This window comes from Corynebacterium sp. KPL2825, assembly GCF_037908445.1.
GTDB classification, from domain to species: Bacteria; Actinomycetota; Actinomycetes; order Mycobacteriales; family Mycobacteriaceae; genus Corynebacterium; species Corynebacterium kefirresidentii.
Genome location: NZ_JBBMGI010000001.1, coordinates 110,172 through 126,970, shown reverse-complemented (window position 1 = coordinate 126,970; position 16,799 = coordinate 110,172). Strand labels below are relative to the sequence as shown.

Below are 16,799 nucleotides of genomic sequence, written 5' to 3'. Positions count from 1 at the left end.
GACCTACCCATAGTAGCACTACTGCTTGTGTTTAGGCGCCTTGCGCTTGCCGACGTCCCCCTTATTAAAGCTCCACTGCTGCTCCACGTTTACTCCCCTCGCCCCTGGCGAGTGCCGGCCACTCGGCCGGGTAATCGATTGTTGCTTCGGGCGGCGCGCGATGCGGTTGCTGGAAATATCGTCGTAGTCCGCCCCCTCTGCCGCAGTAGAAAAAGCTCGTGTCTTGTTCTTAAACGGGCGGCTTAAAGGCCTAGTCAACGGACGCGTGATGGGGCTGGCGTATCGCGTGGCCGCGCCTGCCTTGCGCTTGGCCTTGCGGGCGCCATCGCGCACGATGCGCGCGGACAACCGCAAACGCGGGTCCATCTGCTGTTCGGCATCACGATATTCAAAGACGGGCAAGCCCTTCTTGAAGTAGATCGCGGCCAAGCGGGCAATAAAGCACACGGAGGCGGTGATGATCGCGGCCGGTTCTTCGGCCAAGCCGCCATGGTAGAGCGCCATAAAAAGCGCCGCGGCCAGCAGGGAAATGGCGGCATAATATTCGCCGGAAAAGACCAGCGGAATGCGATCTGAAAGCAGGTCACGCAGCACGCCACCAAAAACGCCGGAAATCACCGCAGACACCGAGGCAATAATGAACCCGTGGCCCAAGTGGACTGCGATTTGGGTGCCCAGCACCGAAAAGACCGCGAGCCCTAGGGCATCCAAGATGAGGAAGAGATGGCGGAAGTAGTGCATAAGGAAGGACATGCCCACCGTCACCACGGCCGCCACGATGACAATCACCAAATAAATGGGGTGCTCTACCCAGGTAAATGGAGGATCATCGAGGATCATATCGCGCACCGTGCCGCCGCCGAGCGCCGTCATGGAGGCGATCATGGTGACACCAAATAGGTCGAGTTTTTGGCGTCCAGCGGATAATGCGGCGGTCATAGACTCGGCGGTAATGCCGACTACGTAAAGGACGCTAAATAATGGCGTCATCAGCTGTACTCCACCACTAGTGGGGAATGGTCGGACCAGCGCTGCTCCACGGTGGGGGCCTTTTCCACCCAGGTGCGCTGCGCGCGCTCCAGCATCGGACGGGTAGCCGCCTGATAATCGATGCGCCACCCGGCGTTGTTATTAAAGGCCTGGCCGCGGTAGGTCCACCAGGTATAGGGGCCGTCTTCGTCCGGGTGCAGGCGGCGGGCCACGTCGAACCACTGTGGCTGCGCGGCCGGGGCCCACGGCTCGCCGCCGGCGTAGTCGACGACGCCCTGCCATTGCCCCAGGTTCTTCTTTTCCTGCGGCTCATCATCCGGGAACGCACCAAAGACGTGGTCCATGAAGGCGCGCTCTTCGGGCAGATGGCCGGCCTTCTTTTCATTGGCCTTATTATTCTTCAGGTCCTGGGCGCGGTGGCAGATATTCCAATCGCCGCCGATCACCATTTCGGACGGGCTGCCATCGGGGTTCGTGCGCGCCGCGTTATCCGCCAGAATGTCTTGGAACTCGTCCAAGAAGCGGTACTTTTCATCCAACTTCGGCGAATCCGTATCACCGGAAGGCAGGTACAGAGAGGCAACGCGGATATCGCGGGTGGTGGCCGCAACCCAGCGGCCGGCGTCGCTAAAGGAGCCGAAGCCCACTTCGACGTCGGCAAGCGGGGTGCGAGACAAAATGCCCACGCCGGCGCGGCCCTTTGCGGCGGCGTCGGCAAGAGCCAAATGCCAGCCCGCCTCCAGGGCCGGGGCCAAGGCCTTTTCGGCCTGCTGCGGGGTAGCGCGCACCTCTTGCATGAGCACGATATCGGCCGAAGTCGCCTCTAACCAGGCATTCATGCCGGGATTATTTTCATTGCGCTGCTTACACGCAGCGCGGATTCCGTTGACGTTAACGCTCGCGATGGTAAGGGTCATGCAACCAGCATATCGGTCCGTTTATGAATGGCGAGCAAGGCGCTTTTTATCCCACATCGTCGCAGCCCACACCAGGCAACCCGCAGCCGCCAGGCCGGCACCCGCCAGTGCCGGAGCGGAGTAGCCCCAGCCGGCACCCACCACGGCGCCACCAATGGTCGCACCCGCTGCATTCGCAATGTTCAACGCGGACTGGTTGAGTGCGGCGGCCAAAGTCTGGGCGTCGCCAGCCACATGCACCAAGCGCAGCTGCAGCGAAGGCACCAAGGTGGAGCCCATAAACGCTACGCAGCCAAAGCAAATCGTGGCCGGGATGGCGTGTCCGGAGAGGAAATAAAAGGCCGTCAAAATAACGATCAGGCAGGCCAAGGCAAAAATGATGCCAAACTCCAGGTTGCGGTCCGCCAGCCAGCCGCCGAAGGCATTGCCGATGGTCATGCCGATGCCATAGGCCATGAGCACGACCCAGATGAGGCTCTGATCCATGCCGGCAACCTCGGTCATGGTCCAAGAAATATAGGTATAGACGGAGAACATGCCGCCAAAGCCCACCACGCCCATGATGACGGTGAACCACACCTGGCTATTTTTAAACGCCCCAAACTCCGTGCGGATATCGGTCTGTTTCATCTCCGTCATGTGCGGCATCAGGAAAAACAACGCAATGGCGGTGATAATGCCCAGCGCCACAACCACAAGGTAGGCCGCCTGCCAGCCTAACGCGGAGCCAAGCGCCTGCGCGGCCGGCACCCCAATGACCGTGGCGATGGCCAGACCCATGCCTACGTAGGCCATGGCCTTGCCGCGGCCGCCTGGAGGCGCCATGGATGCGGCCGAAAGGTTCGCCACGGAGAAATAAGCACCGTGCGGCATACCCGCAATGAAGCGCGCCACCATGAGGATGGCGTAATTCGGTGCCACCACCGATAGCAGGTTTCCCACCACGAGGAATCCAATGAGCAGCAGGATCAAGCGACGGCGTGGGAGCTTGCCGGTAAAGGCCGCAATCAGCGGGGCACCGACCACCACGCCCATCGCGTAAATGGTGATGAGAGTCGAGGCGTTTTCTTCCGAAATGCCAAAATCATCCGCGATAAGCGGCAGCAGGCCCATCGACACGAACTCCGTAGTGCCAATGGCAAAGGCACCAAGCGCCATCGCCACCATGACAATAGCGCGGCGACCAGCGGTAATCTCCGTTTGTAAAGGCAACGGACGACGCCGAATGCGGGGTTCATGGGCGCTGCGCGGGCTTAGCTCGTCGATGATTTTCATGGAGAGTGAGGGTACACCCCGCGTTTATCTGCAGCATGCCCGCAGCGGGCGGCCGTGAATATCTCCACCCCGCCAGCCAGTGGGTGATGCTAGCCACGCAACCCTTTTCAAGGGGCGCAAATGGGGGATCACTATCAGCAAACTGGCCCACATGCCGCCCACAAAATCGGTACTCTGGGCACTTGAGCAATTTTCCAACGTTAATTAGGAGAATCATGGCAAAGATTACGTGGACCCGTACCGATGAGGCGCCGCTGCTGGCGACCTACTCCCTCAAGCCCATCGTGGAGGCCTTCGCTTCTACTGCGGGCATTGACGTAGAAACCCGAGATATTTCGCTGGCCGCCCGCATCGCCGCGCAGTTCCCAGAGCGCCTGACCGAAGAGCAGAAGGTCGAAGACGCCTTGGCAGAGCTGGGCAAGATGGCCAAGACTCCGGAAGCAAATATCATCAAGCTGCCGAATATTTCCGCTTCCCTGGTGCAGCTGAAGAAGGCCATCGCGGAGCTGCAGGCTGCCGGCTACGACCTGCCTGATTACCCGGATAACCCTTCCACCGAGGAAGAAAAGGACATCGCTACCCGCTACGATTCCGTCAAGGGCTCCGCTGTTAACCCGGTGCTGCGTGAGGGCAACTCCGACCGCCGCGCACCGGAGGCCGTGAAGAACTTCGTCAAGAAGCACCCGCACCGCATGGGTGAGTGGTCCAAGGACTCCAAGACCAACGTTGCCACCATGGCGGACAACGACTTCCGCCACAATGAAAAGTCCGTCATCCTGGAAAACGAGGACACCTTGTCCATCGTCCTTAAGACCGCCGACGGCGAGCAGACCCTGCTGCCGGAGTTGCCGGTTCTCAAGGGCGAGGTCATCGACGGCACCTTCATGTCCGCCAAGGCTCTGGATGAGTTCCTCATCGCACAGGTCAAGCGCGCCAAGGAAGAGGGCGTGCTCTTTTCCACCCATCTGAAGGCCACCATGATGAAGGTCTCTGACCCCATCCTCTTCGGCCACGTCGTCCGCGCTTTCTTTGCTGATGTATATGACAAGTATGGCGAGGAGCTGCTGGCTGCCGGCCTCAACGGCGAGAACGGCTTGGGCGCTATCTACGAGGGCCTGAAGAACCTGGACAATGGCGAAGAACTCAAGGCCGCTTTCGATGCCGCGCTTTCCGACGGCCCCGACCTTGCCATGGTCAACTCCCACAAGGGCATCACCAACCTGCACGTGCCTTCCGACGTCATTATTGACGCCTCCATGCCCGCCATGATCCGTACCTCCGGCCACATGTGGAATAAGAACGACGAGGAGCAGGACACCCTCGCCGTCATTCCGGATTCCTCCTACGCTGGCGTGTACCAGGCTGTTATCGAGGACTGCAAGGAAAATGGTGCCTTCGACCCGACCACCATGGGTACCGTGCCGAACGTTGGCCTGATGGCGCAGAAGGCCGAGGAGTACGGCTCCCACAATAAGACCTTCAAGATCCCGGCCGCGGGCACTGTTGAGGTTCGCAACTCCCAGGGCGAGGTCCTCATCTCCCACGATGTGGAGGAAGGCGATATCTGGCGCGCCTGCCAGACCAAGGACGCCCCGATCCAGGACTGGGTCAAGCTCGCCGTCAACCGCGCTCGCCTGTCCGGTATGAAGACCATCTTCTGGCTCGACCCGGAGCGCGGCCACGACCGCAATATCCAGTCCCTGGTGGAGAAGTACCTTAAGGACCACGACACCGAGGGCCTAGACATCTCCATCGAGGACCCGGTAACCGCTACCAAGACCTCCATCGAGCGCATCCGCCGCGGCGAGGACACCATCTCCGTTACCGGCAACGTGCTGCGTGACTACAACACGGACCTCTTCCCCATCCTCGAGCTGGGCACCTCCGCCAAGATGCTATCTGTGGTTCCACTCATGGCAGGTGGCGGCCTCTTCGAGACCGGTGCCGGCGGCTCCGCCCCGAAGCACGTCCAGCAGGTAGAAGAAGAAAACCACCTGCGCTGGGATTCCCTCGGCGAGTTCCTGGCCTTGGCTGAGTCCTTCCGCCACGAAAAGCAGACCAACGGCAACGAGAAGGCCGGCGTCCTGGCCGCTACCTTGGACAAGGCCACCGAGCGCCTGCTCAATGAGGGCAAGTCCCCGTCCCGCAAGGTAGGCGAAATCGATAACCGCGGTTCCCACTTCTTCCTGGCCACCTTCTGGGCCGAAGAGCTGGCTAACCAGACCGATGACGCCGATCTCGCCGCCGCCTTCAAGGACGTAGCTTCCCAGCTGTCCTCCCAGGCAGACGAGATTGCCCAGGCGCTTGTCGACGCCCAGGGCAACCCCGCAGACCTCGGCGGCTACTACTGGCCAAATGACGAGAAGACCTCTGCCGTCATGCGCCCGGTAGCAAAGTTCAACGAGATTATCGACGGCCTGAAGAAGTAATTCTTCCCAAAAAGCCGCCCCGCAGCGTTCATTGCTTCGCTGCGGGGCGGCTTTAGTGTGCGCGCGGGTTTAGAAGCTATCGAGCCAGGCGGCGTGCACGCGGGCGTCGCCATTTTCTTCTGGGTGGAAGCTCAGCGCTGTCACGCGGCCCTGTCGCACGCCGACCACTGCGTCGCCGCCCTCTCCCGGCACCGTCGCGATGACCTCGACGCCCTCGCCTAGGCGGGTAACCAGCGGCGCGCGGATAAAGCTCGCCTCAATGTCGAGCGTTTCCTCCCCCATCGCGACCGGCACGGTACGTTCCTCGGAAAAGCGCTGGTTGCCAAAGGCATTGCGGCGCACGGTCACGTCCACTAGCTCCAGGGTTTGCTGCCCCGGCGCGGGGTTATCGAGCTCGCGGGCGCAGTAGATGAGTCCCGCGCAGGTCGCGAGCACCGGCAGGCCTGCAGCTGCGGCGTCGCGCAGCGGCTCGGCCAGATCGAAGCTGCGCGCCAGCTTGTCGATGACACTCGACTCGCCGCCCGGAATCACCAGCCCGTCGAGCCCGTCCAGGTCCCGCGGCACCCGCACCCGGCGAGTAACAACACCGAGCTCATCAAGAATGCGCAGGTGCTCCTCGACGCCACCTTGCAGCGCCAGCACCCCAACGGTGGCTACCATCCGCGCTCGGCCAGGCGGTGCGGCGCAGGCACGTCGTTGACATTGATGCCCACCATGGCCCCGCCCAGGCCGCGGGAAAGCTTGGCTAGTTCGGCCGGCTGGTCGTAGAGGGTCGCCGCCTTGACGATGGCCTCCGCACGCTTGGCGGGCTCGCCGGACTTGAAGATGCCGGAGCCGACGAAGACACCTTCGGCGCCCATCTGGCGGACAAGGGCGGCGTCGGCAGGCGTGGCCACGCCACCGGCAACAAAAAGCACAACCGGGAGCTTGCCGGTCTCCGCAACCTCTGCGACCAGGCCATACGGCGCCTGCAGCTCCTTGGCCGCGACGTAGAGCTCATCGCGATCCAGGTGGCGCAGGCGGGCAATCTCGGCCTTAATCGTGCGCAGGTGCTTCACTGCCTCAGAGACATCGCCCGTGCCGGCCTCGCCCTTGGAGCGAATCATGGCCGCGCCCTCGGTGATGCGGCGCAGGGCCTCACCCAGGTTGGTCGCGCCACACACGAACGGCACGTCGAAGTCCCACTTATTGATGTGGTTGACATAATCGGCCGGGCTGAGCACCTCGGACTCATCGATGAAGTCCACGCCCAACTCGCCGAGGATCTGAGCCTCCACAAAGTGGCCGATGCGGGCCTTGGCCATGACCGGGATGTCCACAGCCTCAACAATGCCCTCAATTAGTTCTGGGTCCGACATGCGGGCTACCCCGCCCTGCGCACGAATATCGGCCGGCACGCGCTCCAACGCCATAACTGCCGACGCACCTGCGTCCTCCGCAATGCGCGCCTGCTCCGGCGTGACGACGTCCATGATGACGCCGCCTTTCAACATATCGGCTAGTCCTCGCTTCACGCGCGTAGTGGCGCGTCCTTGTTCATTTACCTGTTCAGTCATAGGTCACATAGTGGCCCACACAATTGGTACAAGACAAGAGCCATTTTCAGCGTGTTGGATTAGACCACTTATGATGAGGGAATGCCTCTCCGCCTCGATCCCTCCGATACGCGGCCGCTACCCGTGCAAATCGCCGCAGCCCTCCGCGCCCAGGCTGCTGCCGGCGTCCTCCTGCCCGGAGAGCGCGTTCCCTCTACCCGCACCTTGGCCGCCCAGCTCGGCGTTTCCCGAGGCAGCGTAGTCACCGCCTACGAGCAACTCACGGCCGAGGGATACCTCACGGCCGAGGTTGGCTCCGGCACCGTCATCAACCCGCTGCTCCCCCACGCACGCGCCCCGCGCCCGGAGCCGGCCCCCATACCGGCCGCCGAGCCCGAGCTGGTGTCCCTGACGCCCGGACTGCCCGACACCGCGGGAATCCTCACCCCTGAATGGAGGGCCGCGTGGCGCGCTGCGGCCGTCGACCCCTCCGGAGACCTCCCCCGCGAGGTCGCCGCGCACCTGCGCCACATGCGCGGGCTTAACGTCGACCCAACCTGCGTCCTCATCACGGCCGGCGCCCGCGATGGCCTTTCGGTACTCCTGCGCGCCCTCGGCCGCCAGCTGCAGGTGGGCGTGGAATCACCCGGTTACCCCAGCCTGCGCCGGGTCCCCCAGGCTCTCGGCCACACGCTGCTGGAAATCCCCACCGGCCCCGACGGCGTCACCGTTCCCACCGCCAACCTCGACGCCCTCATCGTCACCCCCAGCCATCAATATCCCTACGGCGGCTCCCTGCCTGCAGCCCGGCGCGCGGAGCTCGTCGAATGGGCCCGCGCGCACGATGCCCTCCTCATCGAGGACGACTTCGACTCCGAGCTGCGCTACGTCGGCCAGCCGCTGCCTGCCCTGGCCGCACTCGCCCCAGAACACACCGTGCTACTCGGGACCTTTTCTTCCGTCATTTCCCCCTCGATTGCCTGCGGTTACCTCGTCCTCCCGCCACGCTTGCGCCCGGCCGTGGACCGCGTGCGCGATATCTTCGGCCAACCCGTCGGCTCCATCCCCCAGGCCGCGCTCGCCCACTACCTTGCCAGCGGCGCTTTACGACGCCACACCGGCCGCATGCGCCGCACCTATAAACACCGCCGCAACCTAGTGGCCGAAGCGCTTGGCTCCATCGATGGCACCCAGCTCCTTCCCATCCACGGTGGTCTCCACGCAGTCCTACTGTGCGATCCGGCCGTTGTCCCCCGCGCTGCCGCCCGCGGCATCAAACTCACCCCGCTGCGCGATTATTGGGGCGGCGCCGATGCTGAAGACGGCGTCGTACTCGGCTTCGGCCACCTCAGCGATGCCGAGCTACGCGAAAGCCTTTCTGCAGTCGCGGCCGCTTTACGGCAGTGATACCTTAATTCCAACGATCATAAACGAAAGGTACTAGATGTCTTTAGGTCCGATTGAGCTCCTTCTCATCCTCGTTTTCGTCCTTATCCTCGCTGGAATTATCGCCCTCGTGGTCAAGCTCGTGCGCAATAGCAATGACACCCGCGCGAATACTAGCCGCATTGCTAATCAGCTCGAGGAGCACGACCGCCGCAGCTAAGAAAGACACCCCACCAGACCAAGCGCCACACCGACCGCTTGGTCTATTTTTATTCTCGCGTCTGCCAGCGCGTTTCCACAAACTCGTTCGCCATATATACCGCTTGGTCTAGTCTTGCCAAACATGACGACGAAATACGATAACTCCAATTCCAACTGGTCCTTCGCTACCCGCTCTGTACACGCAGGCCAAAACCTCGACGGGCACCACAACGCCCGCAATGTGCCGATTTACCAGACCACCTCCTACGTTTTTAACGACGCCGAGCACGCGGCCAACCGCTTCAATCTTTCCGACGCCGGCCCCATCTACACCCGCCTCACCAACCCCACCCAGGACGCACTGGAAGAACGCCTCGCTTCCCTCGAGGGCGGCGTCGCCGCCGTCGCTTTCGCCTCCGGCCAGGCCGCTGAAACCGCAGCCATTTTGAACCTCGCCTCGGCAGGCGACCACATCGTGACTTCCCCGCGCCTCTACGGCGGCACCTCCACCCTCTTTACCGTCACGCTCAAGCGCCTAGGCATCGACGTCACCCTCGTCGAGGACCCGGACGACCCGGCCTCCTGGCAAGACGCCGTGCAGCCAAATACCAAGACCTTCTATGGCGAGACCTTCGGCAACCCCGTGGCCGATGTGCTCGATATCCCGGCCATCGCCGAGGTCGCCCACAATAACCAGGTCCCACTCATCGTGGATAACACCATCGCCACCGCCGCCCTCGCCCGGCCGCTGGACCTCGGCGCAGATATCGTCGTGGTCTCCACCACCAAGTTCTACACCGGCAATGGTTCGGCCATCGGCGGCGCGATTATCGACGGCGGCTCCTTCGACTGGACCGTCACCCGCAACGGCGAGCCCGTATTCCCCTATTTCGTCACCCCGGATGAGGCCTACCACGGACTCAAGTACGCCGATCTCGGCGCCCCAGCCTTCGCGCTCAAGGCCCGCGCCGGCCTGCTGCGCGATACCGGCGCCGCCATCTCCCCCTTCAACGCCTGGCTGACGCTGAATGGAATTGAGACGGTAGGGCTGCGCGTCGAAAAGCACAATGCCAACGCCCAAGCCGTCGCCGAGTACCTGGAAGGCCACGCCAAGGTCACCAAGGTCAACTACGCCGGCCTCGACTCCTCGCCGTATAAGGCCACCAAGGAAAAGCTCGGCTATGCCTATACCGGCTCCGTGCTCTCCTTCGACATCGACGGCGGCCGCGAAGAAGCCTGGGCGTTTATCGACGCCCTCAAGCTCCACTCCAACCTCGCCAATATCGGCGATACCCGCTCCCTGGCCGTGCATCCGGCAACCACCACGCACTCGCAATCCGATGAACCTGCGCTGGCAGCGGCCGGCATTACTCAATCCACTATCCGCCTGTCCGTGGGCATCGAGTACATCGATGACATCATCGCGGACCTCGAGCTGGGCTTTAACGCGCTGGTATGAAGCTAGTTAGCATCGGCGATTTCCACACCGAAGCCGGCGCCACGCTTGCCGACGCCCACATTGCCTACCACCGCTTCGGCCACCTTCTCGGCGATCCCCATGGCGCCAATAACGTCATCCTGGTCGAACACGCGCTAACCGGGGACTCGAATGTGGCCGAGTGGTGGGCCGACCTAGTAGGCCCCGGCAAGGCGCTGGATACGACGAAGTGGTGCATTATCGCTACCAATGCACTGGGCGGCTGCGCAGGCTCTACCGGCCCGGCTTCTCCGCACCCAGACGATGGCCGTGCTTGGGGTTCGCGTTTTCCCGCGCTTTCCGTGCGCGACCTCGTTGCGGCCGAGCGTGCCGCTTTGCATGAACTTGGCATCACCCACGTGCATGCCGTCATCGGCGGCTCAATGGGTGGCGCGCGCACGCTGGAGTGGACACTGATGCACCCCGATTTCCTCGACGCAGCCTGCGTCATTGCCGTTTCGGCCCGCGCCTCTGCTTGGCAGATTGGCATCCAGTCGGCGCAAATCGCGGCCATCGAGCAAGATTCGTTCTGGCACGGCGGCGATTATTACGCTTCCGCCCAGCGCCCGCGCGAGGGGCTGGCGGCCGCGCGCCGCATTGCGCACCTGACCTACCGCGGCGAACAGGAGATTGACGAGCGCTTCGGCGTTCAGGCACAGACCGGCGAGAACCCGCTCGGGCCTTACCGCCGCCGTGATAATCGCTTTGCCGTTAACTCCTACCTGGATTATCAAGGCATCAAGCTGGCCGACCGCTTCGATGCCGGCTCCTATGTCACTCTCACCGAGGCGCTCAACCGCCACGATATCGGCCGTGACCGCGGTGGGCTCAACCGCGCGCTGGGATCATCTAAGGTACCTACAATGGTCGTAGGTGTAGACACGGACATCTTGTACCCGTATCACCAGCAAGAACATATCTCGCGCAATCTGGGAAATCTATTGGCTATGGCCAAGGTGGTCTCCCCGGTAGGCCACGACGCCTTCCTTACCGAGTCACGCCAAATGGATCGCATACTGCGCAACTTCCTTAGACTTTCCCAGCCGGACCCGCGCATTGATGCAGCGGCAGGCGATCCCACCGAGTACTCGATTTAAAAAGCTCGCGGCAGCAAGGATCGCCAAAGCCGGGCAGCGCGCACTATGCGCTGCGCTGGGGCGGCGAAGGGACGAAGCGGCTCAGCGATCGTCGGGTGGCTTCGCCCAAGGCGGGCGCCACACGATGCCTTCTCCAGGACGACGCTCGAGCCGGCCGCGACGCGGCGGTGCATTCGGGTCATCGTCGTTCACAGCATTGTGATACTTGCACGCAATGGTGAGGTTTTCGGGATTCGTATCGCCGCCCAGCAGCCACGGGGTGAGATGGTGGACTTGGCATTCATCCGCCGGCGTGTGGCAGTCGGGCCACGGGCACACCGGGTTTTCTGCCATCGCCATTTGGCGTTGCTTCCATGTAGCCAAGCGCCGCGATTGATAAAGGTTGACGGGGCCGGTGACGGGGTGAATGAGGGTGATAAGGCCGACGTCGGCAAGCGCGCGGCGGACAAGATCCGCACCAGATATCTGGGCGCCGTTGGTCAGCTGCAAGGTGACGTCCTCGCCGTGGGTGACCTTCACCATCTCATTCAGGTTGAGCACCACATTGGTGGTGATTGTGGAGGTAGAGGCGCCCTCGGCAAAGACGCGACGAGCATCGGCGACGGTGGAGACGTGGTTATTAATTTCTGCAACCAACTCGGACTCGGCGGTAATTGTCAGGGTCCACAGGTCATCGCGGCGGCGGGTCAGGCGCACGCCTTCGGAGCGCTTGGTGGTACGCTCCTCGCGCACTAGGCGACGGGCGTGCTTATCAATTTCGCTGGTGGAAAGGCGCAGGGCACATAGTTCCTCGCGCAATGCCCAGGCCGCCCGCTGGGTTTTCATCTTCTGTGCGAAGTGCTCGATAATTTTCAGCGCGTCGAGCGGCAGCGAAGTGCGGCGGGCGGCGCGCTGTTTAGCACCAAAGGCGGTGCGGCCGAAGTAAGTATCGGCCAGGCGGGCAAACTCGGCGGCCTCGCGATCACTAAAGCCCTTATCGACGAGCTCTTCTACCGACAGCCCAACGCACTCCTCGATGAGCACCATCGGGGAGTTCACGGCAGCCAGGTAGTTCGAAATCATGGCACCGAACCTAAGCCGGCCGTGCATAACGGCGCGCGGTGGTGGCCCAGAGCCTGTGGATAACCGCCCGAACCACACCCTTTCGGGCCGAGTTAGGTGAAGGCTCTACAAAAACCTGTGGATAACTAGCTACCGAGCGCGTCCACAGAAAAGGCCAGAAAGGCCATCGTGGCGCCGAGCAGGCCGGTAAAGCAGGCGTCAAAGCGGCGCGAGCGTACGGCCAGCACGCCGACGCGGCTGGAATCACACGTCAGTCGGACCACGGTGAGCCACAGCAGGGCCAGGCCGAGGAGGAACGTGGCCCGGCGCCAGTATTCGAAGACAGCATAGCCGCCGGAGATAACCACGCCGGCCACGAAGATGCCAATTGCTGCCCACTGCGCGGCAGGCGGCAGTGGGGAGGGCGCGAGCTCGGCGTCGTGCGGATTATCTAGATTCACGCCAACTTTTCCGCGCGTTCGACGATATTGCGTACCAGGAAGGCACGGGTCAGCGGGCCGACGCCACCTGGGTTCGGAGAGACGAACCCGGCCTTATCCCAGCAATCTGGGTGAATGTCGCCGGTGAGCTTGCCGTCGACGCGGGAGACTCCGACGTCGAGAAGCGCGGCGCCTTCCTTAATCATGTCCGCGGTGAGCATGTGGGGCTGGCCGGCGGCGGCAATGACGATATCGGCCTCGCGGGTCTCAGCGGCCAAGTCCTTGGTGCCGGTGTGGCACAGCGTGACGGTGGAGTTCTCGCTGCGGCGGGTAAGCATCAGGCCGATGGGGCGGCCTACGGTAACACCACGGCCGATGACCACGGTCTTGGCGCCGTTGAGCTCGACGCCGAAGCGGCGCAGCAGATGCAGGCAGCCGTTCGGGGTGCACGGCAAGGGCGCCTCCTCGTTGAGCACGAGCTTGCCCAGGTTGACTGGGTGCAGGCCATCGGCATCCTTGGCGGGGTCAATGCGCTCGAGGATGGCGTTTTCATCCAGGTGCTTAGGCAGCGGCAACTGGACGATGTAGCCGGTGCAGGCATCATCGGCGTTGAGCTCATCGATGACGGCTTCTAGTTCTTCCTGGGTGATATCGGCCGGCAGGTCCTTGCGGATGGAGTTGATGCCAAGCTTTTCACAGTCACGATGTTTCATCTTCACATAGGATTGGGAGCCCGGATCCTCACCTACGAGGACGGTCGCCAGGCCAGGGGTAATCCCCTTCTCCTTCAGCGCGGACACGCGCTGGGCAAGGTCGGAAAAAATCTCGTCGCGGTACAGTGTGCCATCTAGTTTGGTAGCGCTCATAGCCACCATCCTAGACTGAAGGCATGAGCCAGCTGCACATTGTCTTTGATAACCCAGTCATCCCTACTAATACGGGCAACGCGATTCGCACGGCCGCGGTGACGGGCGCGAGCCTGCACCTGATTGAGCCGCTGGGTTTCAATTTCGACGATAAGCACTTAAAGCGCGCCGGTCTGGATTATCACGATTTGGCCGATGTGCAGATTCACAAGGACTTCCAGGCCTGCATGGATGCGCTGCCGGGCGCGCGCGTCTTCGCTTTTACCACGCATACGGATAAGTGGTTTACGGATATCGAATACCAAGAAGGCGATGTCCTACTCTTTGGCACGGAGCCGACCGGCCTGCCAGAGGAGCACATCAATCATCCGCGCGTAACGGACCACGTGCGCATTCCGATGGTGCCGGCCAGGCGCTCAATGAACTTGTCGAATTCGGCCTCGACGGCCGTATTTGAGGCGTGGCGCCAATTGGGATTTAACGGGGCGGTTTAAGCTCCGGCAGTTGGCGGGAGCGTAGCTGGGTAAGGAGTGCGGTGGCGTCGGCAAGCGTGAGGTTGCGCGCGTCCATGCGCACGGGCCCCTGGACTAGGTCGAGGCCGACGGTGGCTAGGCCGAGCGCCTGCGAAATCGGTCCGCGGCGATAGGTCAACTCCTGGATATGGGAGGTGTGGATGGCCTTGACGCGGCGATTGAGCCGGCCGTTGCGCACTATGACGTAGCCGCCGGTAAGCGCCACGGTTTGTTGGCGGTAGTCCAGCGGGGAAACCCACTTGGCGCGGGTTGGCGAGGCGTAGGTAGGTGCGGCGTCGGCCGGCAGGAATTGCCGGGCTTGGGCGAGGGTGCCCACCGGCAGGATGCGGGTGGAACCAGAAGCCTTCCCGCTTGCCGACGCCCCATACCCCGCCACCGAAACCCGTACCTCGTACCAGCCCAGCGGCCGCCAGAGGAAGGGCTGGGTGATCTGCACGGCGTGGATGCGGTCGAGGCGAATGCTTTGGCGGCGGCGATCGGCCAGGCCGTAGGTGATATTGAGTACCTCGCCGTCGGTGCGGGCGGTATAACGCCAGGAAGAATCGAGCACGTTCCAGGCGTTGGGCAGCGCGCCGACGAGGATGGGCAGCGCGGCCGAGAGCGGCAGCCGCGTAACCACAACGAGGATAAGGAAGCCGACGAGGAAAAGCGTGGACGTGCGCAACGCGGCCGCAATCAGGGAGCGGGCGATGGGGATCTCGGGCACGAGAGCTGGTTCCTCGGCCGGTTCTTCAGCCGATTCCTCGGCCGGCGCCTCGGTTTGGGAGGTGGGAGCGCCGTGAACGCGGGCGAGGATGTCATCGCGTAGGGCCTCAGCGTCGGACTTTTTGAGGTAGGCGATTTCGATGACAGAAGATTGGCCGCCCGCGGTTTCCACCCGCACGGCCGCGAGACGAAAGAGGCGGGCGATGACGGGTTCCACGACGTCAACGGCCTGGGTGCGGTCATAGCGCGCGGTGCGCAATTGGACAGATAAGAGGCCGCGGCGCAGGGAAAGCTCTTCCGCGCCGAGCTGATAGCCCATGCGGCGCCACCATAGGCCGGAGGCGAGCCACACCACCGCGCAGACCGCGATGAAACCAGCGAGGGCGAGGGCGGTATCACGCAAGGCCTCGCCGCGGTGTTCGCCGGTAATAAAGGCGAAGATATCGCGCAGGGCCTCCATGTTGACGTTGAGGGCGAAAGCTGCGATGAGGGCCAGGATGACCGACCACAGACGCAGCAGCGGGGTGAGGCGGTGGACGCGACGGAAGTTCGGCTGGGGGCTCATAGGCCGCTCATCCGTTCGCGGGCTTGGTGGGCAAGGCGGGTGCGGAGGGCGTCGGCAAGCGGGGCTTCCAAGCCTTTGATGGTGGCATCCGTGCTGGCAGAGGCCGTGTGGAGCTGCAGCTTTTTCAGGCCAAGGGCGCGGTCGATGGGCCCGGAGGTCACGTCGACGAACTGGATGCGGCCGTAGGGCACCACGGTGAAGGAATGCCAGAGCTTGCCGCGAGTGATAAGTAACTCATCGTCGGTCTCGAGCCAGCCCATATTGCGCACTTGAGCGGGAATGAGCCAGAGCAGCCAGAAGAAAAGACCGACGAAGATGCCGGCCGCCCAGTAGAACCACGGGGTCCACCAGAAGCCTGCCGCAGCGGCGGCCGCGGCGAGCAGAAACATCCAGCTCAGGTGGTGGATATAGCGCGAGGTCACAAGGCGCGGCGAGACGGGATTCATTTCTTCGCTCATAGTTATTGACAGTATCAATCGGGCCCACCCCTTGCGCAACTTATCGTTACTCGATATTATCGAATTACGACAACATCGAAAGTCGATAAGTTATCGACAGAAAGGATTGTCATGACCACCCCACAGCCCACCTCCAAGGCCGAGCGCCGCGAAATTAATGCGGCAGCCGGTCTCGCCCTCCTTACGATCATCATCCTCGGCCCGACTTACCTGCGCGACCTTGCCACCGGAAGGTTTTCCACCGCCCTGAGCGCGGCCGTTCCGGAAGGTCTAAGCAAACACAACCTCGACGGTGGACCATTGTGGCTACTTAGCGCGGCGCTCGTCGTCAAGATTGCGGCCATCCTAATTATCGCGTTCTTTGCCTATCACTTGGTCAAGCCGATGCTTCGCGGACAGGTTTTTAATACGAAAAATATCCGCCCCCTAAACGGAATGACCATTGGCATCCTCGTCTGGTTTATCGGACGGTTCGTGCTCGAAGGCCTAGGAAATAACTGGGCTTCCTCACAGCTTGGAATCGACTGGTGGGCCAGCCAGGATGGAACGTCGCTTGGCGAGCTTGCGCTTCCCTACCTCTTCGTCTGCACCTTGCAGCTCTTCTCGGCCGCTATCAAGCGCGGCTGCACGCTGGAAGAGGAGGTCGAAGGCCTTGTCTGAGGCACAAGAACCCCAAGTAATCTGCCACCTCGACCGGATTATGCAAGAGCGCGACATTACCGGCGCGGCGCTCGCTAAAGAAGTGGGCATCACCCCAGTTAACCTCTCCGTTCTAAAGAATAATCGCGCCAAAGCCGTACGCTTTAGCACCCTGGCAGCGCTGTGCACGGCACTGGACTGCCAGCCAGGGGATATCTTCAGCGTCGAGTAGCAACCCTTGCCAG

The 16,799-nt window shown here is 62.5% G+C and carries 18 protein-coding genes; 8 read left to right on the top strand and 10 right to left on the bottom strand.

The window, feature by feature from the left end; all coding sequences use genetic code 11:
* Positions 1 to 18: 18 nt before the first annotated feature.
* Genes WMQ00_RS00690 through WMQ00_RS00680 form a run of 3 tightly spaced genes read right to left on the bottom strand, consistent with a single transcriptional unit; the run spans position 19 to position 3,182 of the window.
* Positions 19 to 990 carry a trimeric intracellular cation channel family protein gene (locus WMQ00_RS00690; RefSeq protein ID WP_049378072.1) on the bottom strand — a complete coding sequence of 324 codons (972 nt, stop codon included), beginning with the start codon at positions 988 to 990 and terminating at the stop codon, positions 19 to 21.
* Complete coding sequence (locus WMQ00_RS00685; RefSeq protein ID WP_340440568.1) at positions 990 to 1,907, bottom strand: exodeoxyribonuclease III; 918 nt, start codon at positions 1,905 to 1,907, stop codon at positions 990 to 992. Before WMQ00_RS00685 ends, WMQ00_RS00690 begins: the two co-directional genes overlap by 1 nt.
* A 21-nt stretch (positions 1,908 to 1,928) precedes the next feature.
* Positions 1,929 to 3,182, bottom strand: coding sequence for an MFS transporter (locus WMQ00_RS00680; protein ID WP_200288216.1), 1,254 nt, complete (start codon positions 3,180 to 3,182; stop codon positions 1,929 to 1,931).
* 215 nt (positions 3,183 to 3,397) lie between these two features.
* On the opposite strand from WMQ00_RS00680, the gene WMQ00_RS00675 reads away from it, so the two are divergent.
* Positions 3,398 to 5,611: an NADP-dependent isocitrate dehydrogenase gene (locus WMQ00_RS00675; RefSeq protein WP_316360426.1), complete on the top strand. Its 2,214-nt coding sequence runs from the start codon at positions 3,398 to 3,400 to the stop codon at positions 5,609 to 5,611.
* 69 nt (positions 5,612 to 5,680) lie between these two features.
* Here WMQ00_RS00675 and pdxT read toward each other — a convergent pair whose 3' ends face one another.
* Both pdxT and pdxS read right to left on the bottom strand, forming a co-directional pair.
* Positions 5,681 to 6,271 carry a pyridoxal 5'-phosphate synthase glutaminase subunit PdxT gene (gene pdxT / locus WMQ00_RS00670; protein ID WP_049383610.1) on the bottom strand — a complete coding sequence of 197 codons (591 nt, stop codon included), beginning with the start codon at positions 6,269 to 6,271 and terminating at the stop codon, positions 5,681 to 5,683.
* On the bottom strand, positions 6,265 to 7,167 hold the full coding sequence (gene pdxS / locus WMQ00_RS00665) for a pyridoxal 5'-phosphate synthase lyase subunit PdxS (RefSeq protein ID WP_340440567.1): 903 nt from the start codon (positions 7,165 to 7,167) through the stop codon (positions 6,265 to 6,267). Before pdxS ends, pdxT begins: the two co-directional genes overlap by 7 nt.
* 81 nt (positions 7,168 to 7,248) lie before the next feature.
* Between pdxS and pdxR the strand changes: the two genes are divergently transcribed.
* The 4 genes from pdxR (at position 7,249) to metX (ending at position 11,307) form a co-directional block, all read left to right on the top strand.
* Positions 7,249 to 8,553 (top strand): MocR-like pyridoxine biosynthesis transcription factor PdxR, encoded by a 1,305-nt coding sequence (pdxR, locus tag WMQ00_RS00660; RefSeq protein ID WP_317001246.1) that lies wholly within the window; start codon positions 7,249 to 7,251, stop codon positions 8,551 to 8,553.
* A 37-nt stretch (positions 8,554 to 8,590) separates the two neighbouring features.
* Entirely contained in the window at positions 8,591 to 8,752 is a 162-nt protein-coding gene (locus WMQ00_RS00655; protein WP_023020654.1) for a hypothetical protein, read from the top strand.
* Between the two features lie 123 nt (positions 8,753 to 8,875).
* Positions 8,876 to 10,192, top strand: a complete 1,317-nt coding sequence (locus tag WMQ00_RS00650; RefSeq protein ID WP_049383607.1) for an O-acetylhomoserine/O-acetylserine sulfhydrylase — start codon at positions 8,876 to 8,878, stop codon at positions 10,190 to 10,192.
* Positions 10,189 to 11,307, top strand: a complete 1,119-nt coding sequence (metX, locus tag WMQ00_RS00645) for a homoserine O-acetyltransferase MetX (protein WP_049383606.1) — start codon at positions 10,189 to 10,191, stop codon at positions 11,305 to 11,307. Before WMQ00_RS00650 ends, metX begins: the two co-directional genes overlap by 4 nt.
* An 81-nt stretch (positions 11,308 to 11,388) precedes the next feature.
* Here metX and WMQ00_RS00640 read toward each other — a convergent pair whose 3' ends face one another.
* The 3 genes from WMQ00_RS00640 to WMQ00_RS00630 form a co-directional block, all read right to left on the bottom strand.
* Positions 11,389 to 12,369, bottom strand: coding sequence for an HNH endonuclease signature motif containing protein (locus WMQ00_RS00640; RefSeq protein ID WP_049383605.1), 981 nt, complete (start codon positions 12,367 to 12,369; stop codon positions 11,389 to 11,391).
* 125 nt (positions 12,370 to 12,494) lie between these two features.
* Entirely contained in the window at positions 12,495 to 12,809 is a 315-nt protein-coding gene (locus tag WMQ00_RS00635; RefSeq protein WP_239208246.1) for a DUF3017 domain-containing protein, read from the bottom strand.
* Positions 12,806 to 13,654 (bottom strand): bifunctional methylenetetrahydrofolate dehydrogenase/methenyltetrahydrofolate cyclohydrolase, encoded by an 849-nt coding sequence (locus tag WMQ00_RS00630; protein ID WP_023020649.1) that lies wholly within the window; start codon positions 13,652 to 13,654, stop codon positions 12,806 to 12,808. Before WMQ00_RS00630 ends, WMQ00_RS00635 begins: the two co-directional genes overlap by 4 nt.
* Before the next feature lie 23 nt (positions 13,655 to 13,677).
* On the opposite strand from WMQ00_RS00630, the gene WMQ00_RS00625 reads away from it, so the two are divergent.
* On the top strand, positions 13,678 to 14,148 hold the full coding sequence (locus WMQ00_RS00625; protein ID WP_049383604.1) for a tRNA (cytidine(34)-2'-O)-methyltransferase: 471 nt from the start codon (positions 13,678 to 13,680) through the stop codon (positions 14,146 to 14,148).
* Here the strand turns inward: WMQ00_RS00625 and WMQ00_RS00620 are convergent.
* Positions 14,132 to 15,457 (bottom strand): PH domain-containing protein, encoded by a 1,326-nt coding sequence (locus tag WMQ00_RS00620; protein WP_248099797.1) that lies wholly within the window; start codon positions 15,455 to 15,457, stop codon positions 14,132 to 14,134. The genes WMQ00_RS00625 and WMQ00_RS00620 overlap by 17 nt on opposite strands.
* Complete coding sequence (locus WMQ00_RS00615) at positions 15,454 to 15,915, bottom strand: PH domain-containing protein (RefSeq protein WP_239208244.1); 462 nt, start codon at positions 15,913 to 15,915, stop codon at positions 15,454 to 15,456. Before WMQ00_RS00615 ends, WMQ00_RS00620 begins: the two co-directional genes overlap by 4 nt.
* A gap of 111 nt (positions 15,916 to 16,026) precedes the next feature.
* On the opposite strand from WMQ00_RS00615, the gene WMQ00_RS00610 reads away from it, so the two are divergent.
* Together WMQ00_RS00610 and WMQ00_RS00605 are read left to right on the top strand one after the other, a co-directional pair.
* A complete protein-coding gene (locus WMQ00_RS00610; RefSeq protein WP_248099798.1) occupies positions 16,027 to 16,575 on the top strand; it encodes a hypothetical protein in 549 nt (182 codons plus the stop codon).
* Entirely contained in the window at positions 16,568 to 16,786 is a 219-nt protein-coding gene (locus tag WMQ00_RS00605; RefSeq protein ID WP_259824959.1) for a helix-turn-helix domain-containing protein, read from the top strand. Before WMQ00_RS00610 ends, WMQ00_RS00605 begins: the two co-directional genes overlap by 8 nt.
* The last annotated feature ends 13 nt before the right edge of the window (positions 16,787 to 16,799 follow it).

Excerpts from the sequence above, each read along its gene's own strand:
- WMQ00_RS00680 (WP_200288216.1), bottom strand. The coding sequence starts at position 3,182 with ATGAAAATCATCGACGAGCTAAGCCCGCGCAGCGCCCATGAACCCCGC.
- WMQ00_RS00610 (WP_248099798.1), top strand. The coding sequence starts at position 16,027 with ATGACCACCCCACAGCCCACCTCCAAGGCCGAGCGCCGCGAAATTAAT.
- WMQ00_RS00620 (WP_248099797.1), bottom strand. The coding sequence starts at position 15,457 with ATGAGCCCCCAGCCGAACTTCCGTCGCGTCCACCGCCTCACCCCGCTG.
- WMQ00_RS00655 (WP_023020654.1), top strand. The coding sequence starts at position 8,591 with ATGTCTTTAGGTCCGATTGAGCTCCTTCTCATCCTCGTTTTCGTCCTT.
- WMQ00_RS00685 (WP_340440568.1), bottom strand. The coding sequence starts at position 1,907 with ATGACCCTTACCATCGCGAGCGTTAACGTCAACGGAATCCGCGCTGCG.
- metX (WP_049383606.1), top strand. The coding sequence starts at position 10,189 with ATGAAGCTAGTTAGCATCGGCGATTTCCACACCGAAGCCGGCGCCACG.
- WMQ00_RS00650 (WP_049383607.1), top strand. The coding sequence starts at position 8,876 with ATGACGACGAAATACGATAACTCCAATTCCAACTGGTCCTTCGCTACC.
- WMQ00_RS00625 (WP_049383604.1), top strand. The coding sequence starts at position 13,678 with ATGAGCCAGCTGCACATTGTCTTTGATAACCCAGTCATCCCTACTAAT.
- WMQ00_RS00615 (WP_239208244.1), bottom strand. The coding sequence starts at position 15,915 with ATGAGCGAAGAAATGAATCCCGTCTCGCCGCGCCTTGTGACCTCGCGC.
- WMQ00_RS00630 (WP_023020649.1), bottom strand. The coding sequence starts at position 13,654 with ATGAGCGCTACCAAACTAGATGGCACACTGTACCGCGACGAGATTTTT.
- pdxR (WP_317001246.1), top strand. The coding sequence starts at position 7,249 with ATGCCTCTCCGCCTCGATCCCTCCGATACGCGGCCGCTACCCGTGCAA.
- WMQ00_RS00640 (WP_049383605.1), bottom strand. The coding sequence starts at position 12,369 with ATGATTTCGAACTACCTGGCTGCCGTGAACTCCCCGATGGTGCTCATC.
- pdxT (WP_049383610.1), bottom strand. The coding sequence starts at position 6,271 with ATGGTAGCCACCGTTGGGGTGCTGGCGCTGCAAGGTGGCGTCGAGGAG.
- pdxS (WP_340440567.1), bottom strand. The coding sequence starts at position 7,167 with ATGACTGAACAGGTAAATGAACAAGGACGCGCCACTACGCGCGTGAAG.
- WMQ00_RS00690 (WP_049378072.1), bottom strand. The coding sequence starts at position 990 with ATGACGCCATTATTTAGCGTCCTTTACGTAGTCGGCATTACCGCCGAG.
- WMQ00_RS00675 (WP_316360426.1), top strand. The coding sequence starts at position 3,398 with ATGGCAAAGATTACGTGGACCCGTACCGATGAGGCGCCGCTGCTGGCG.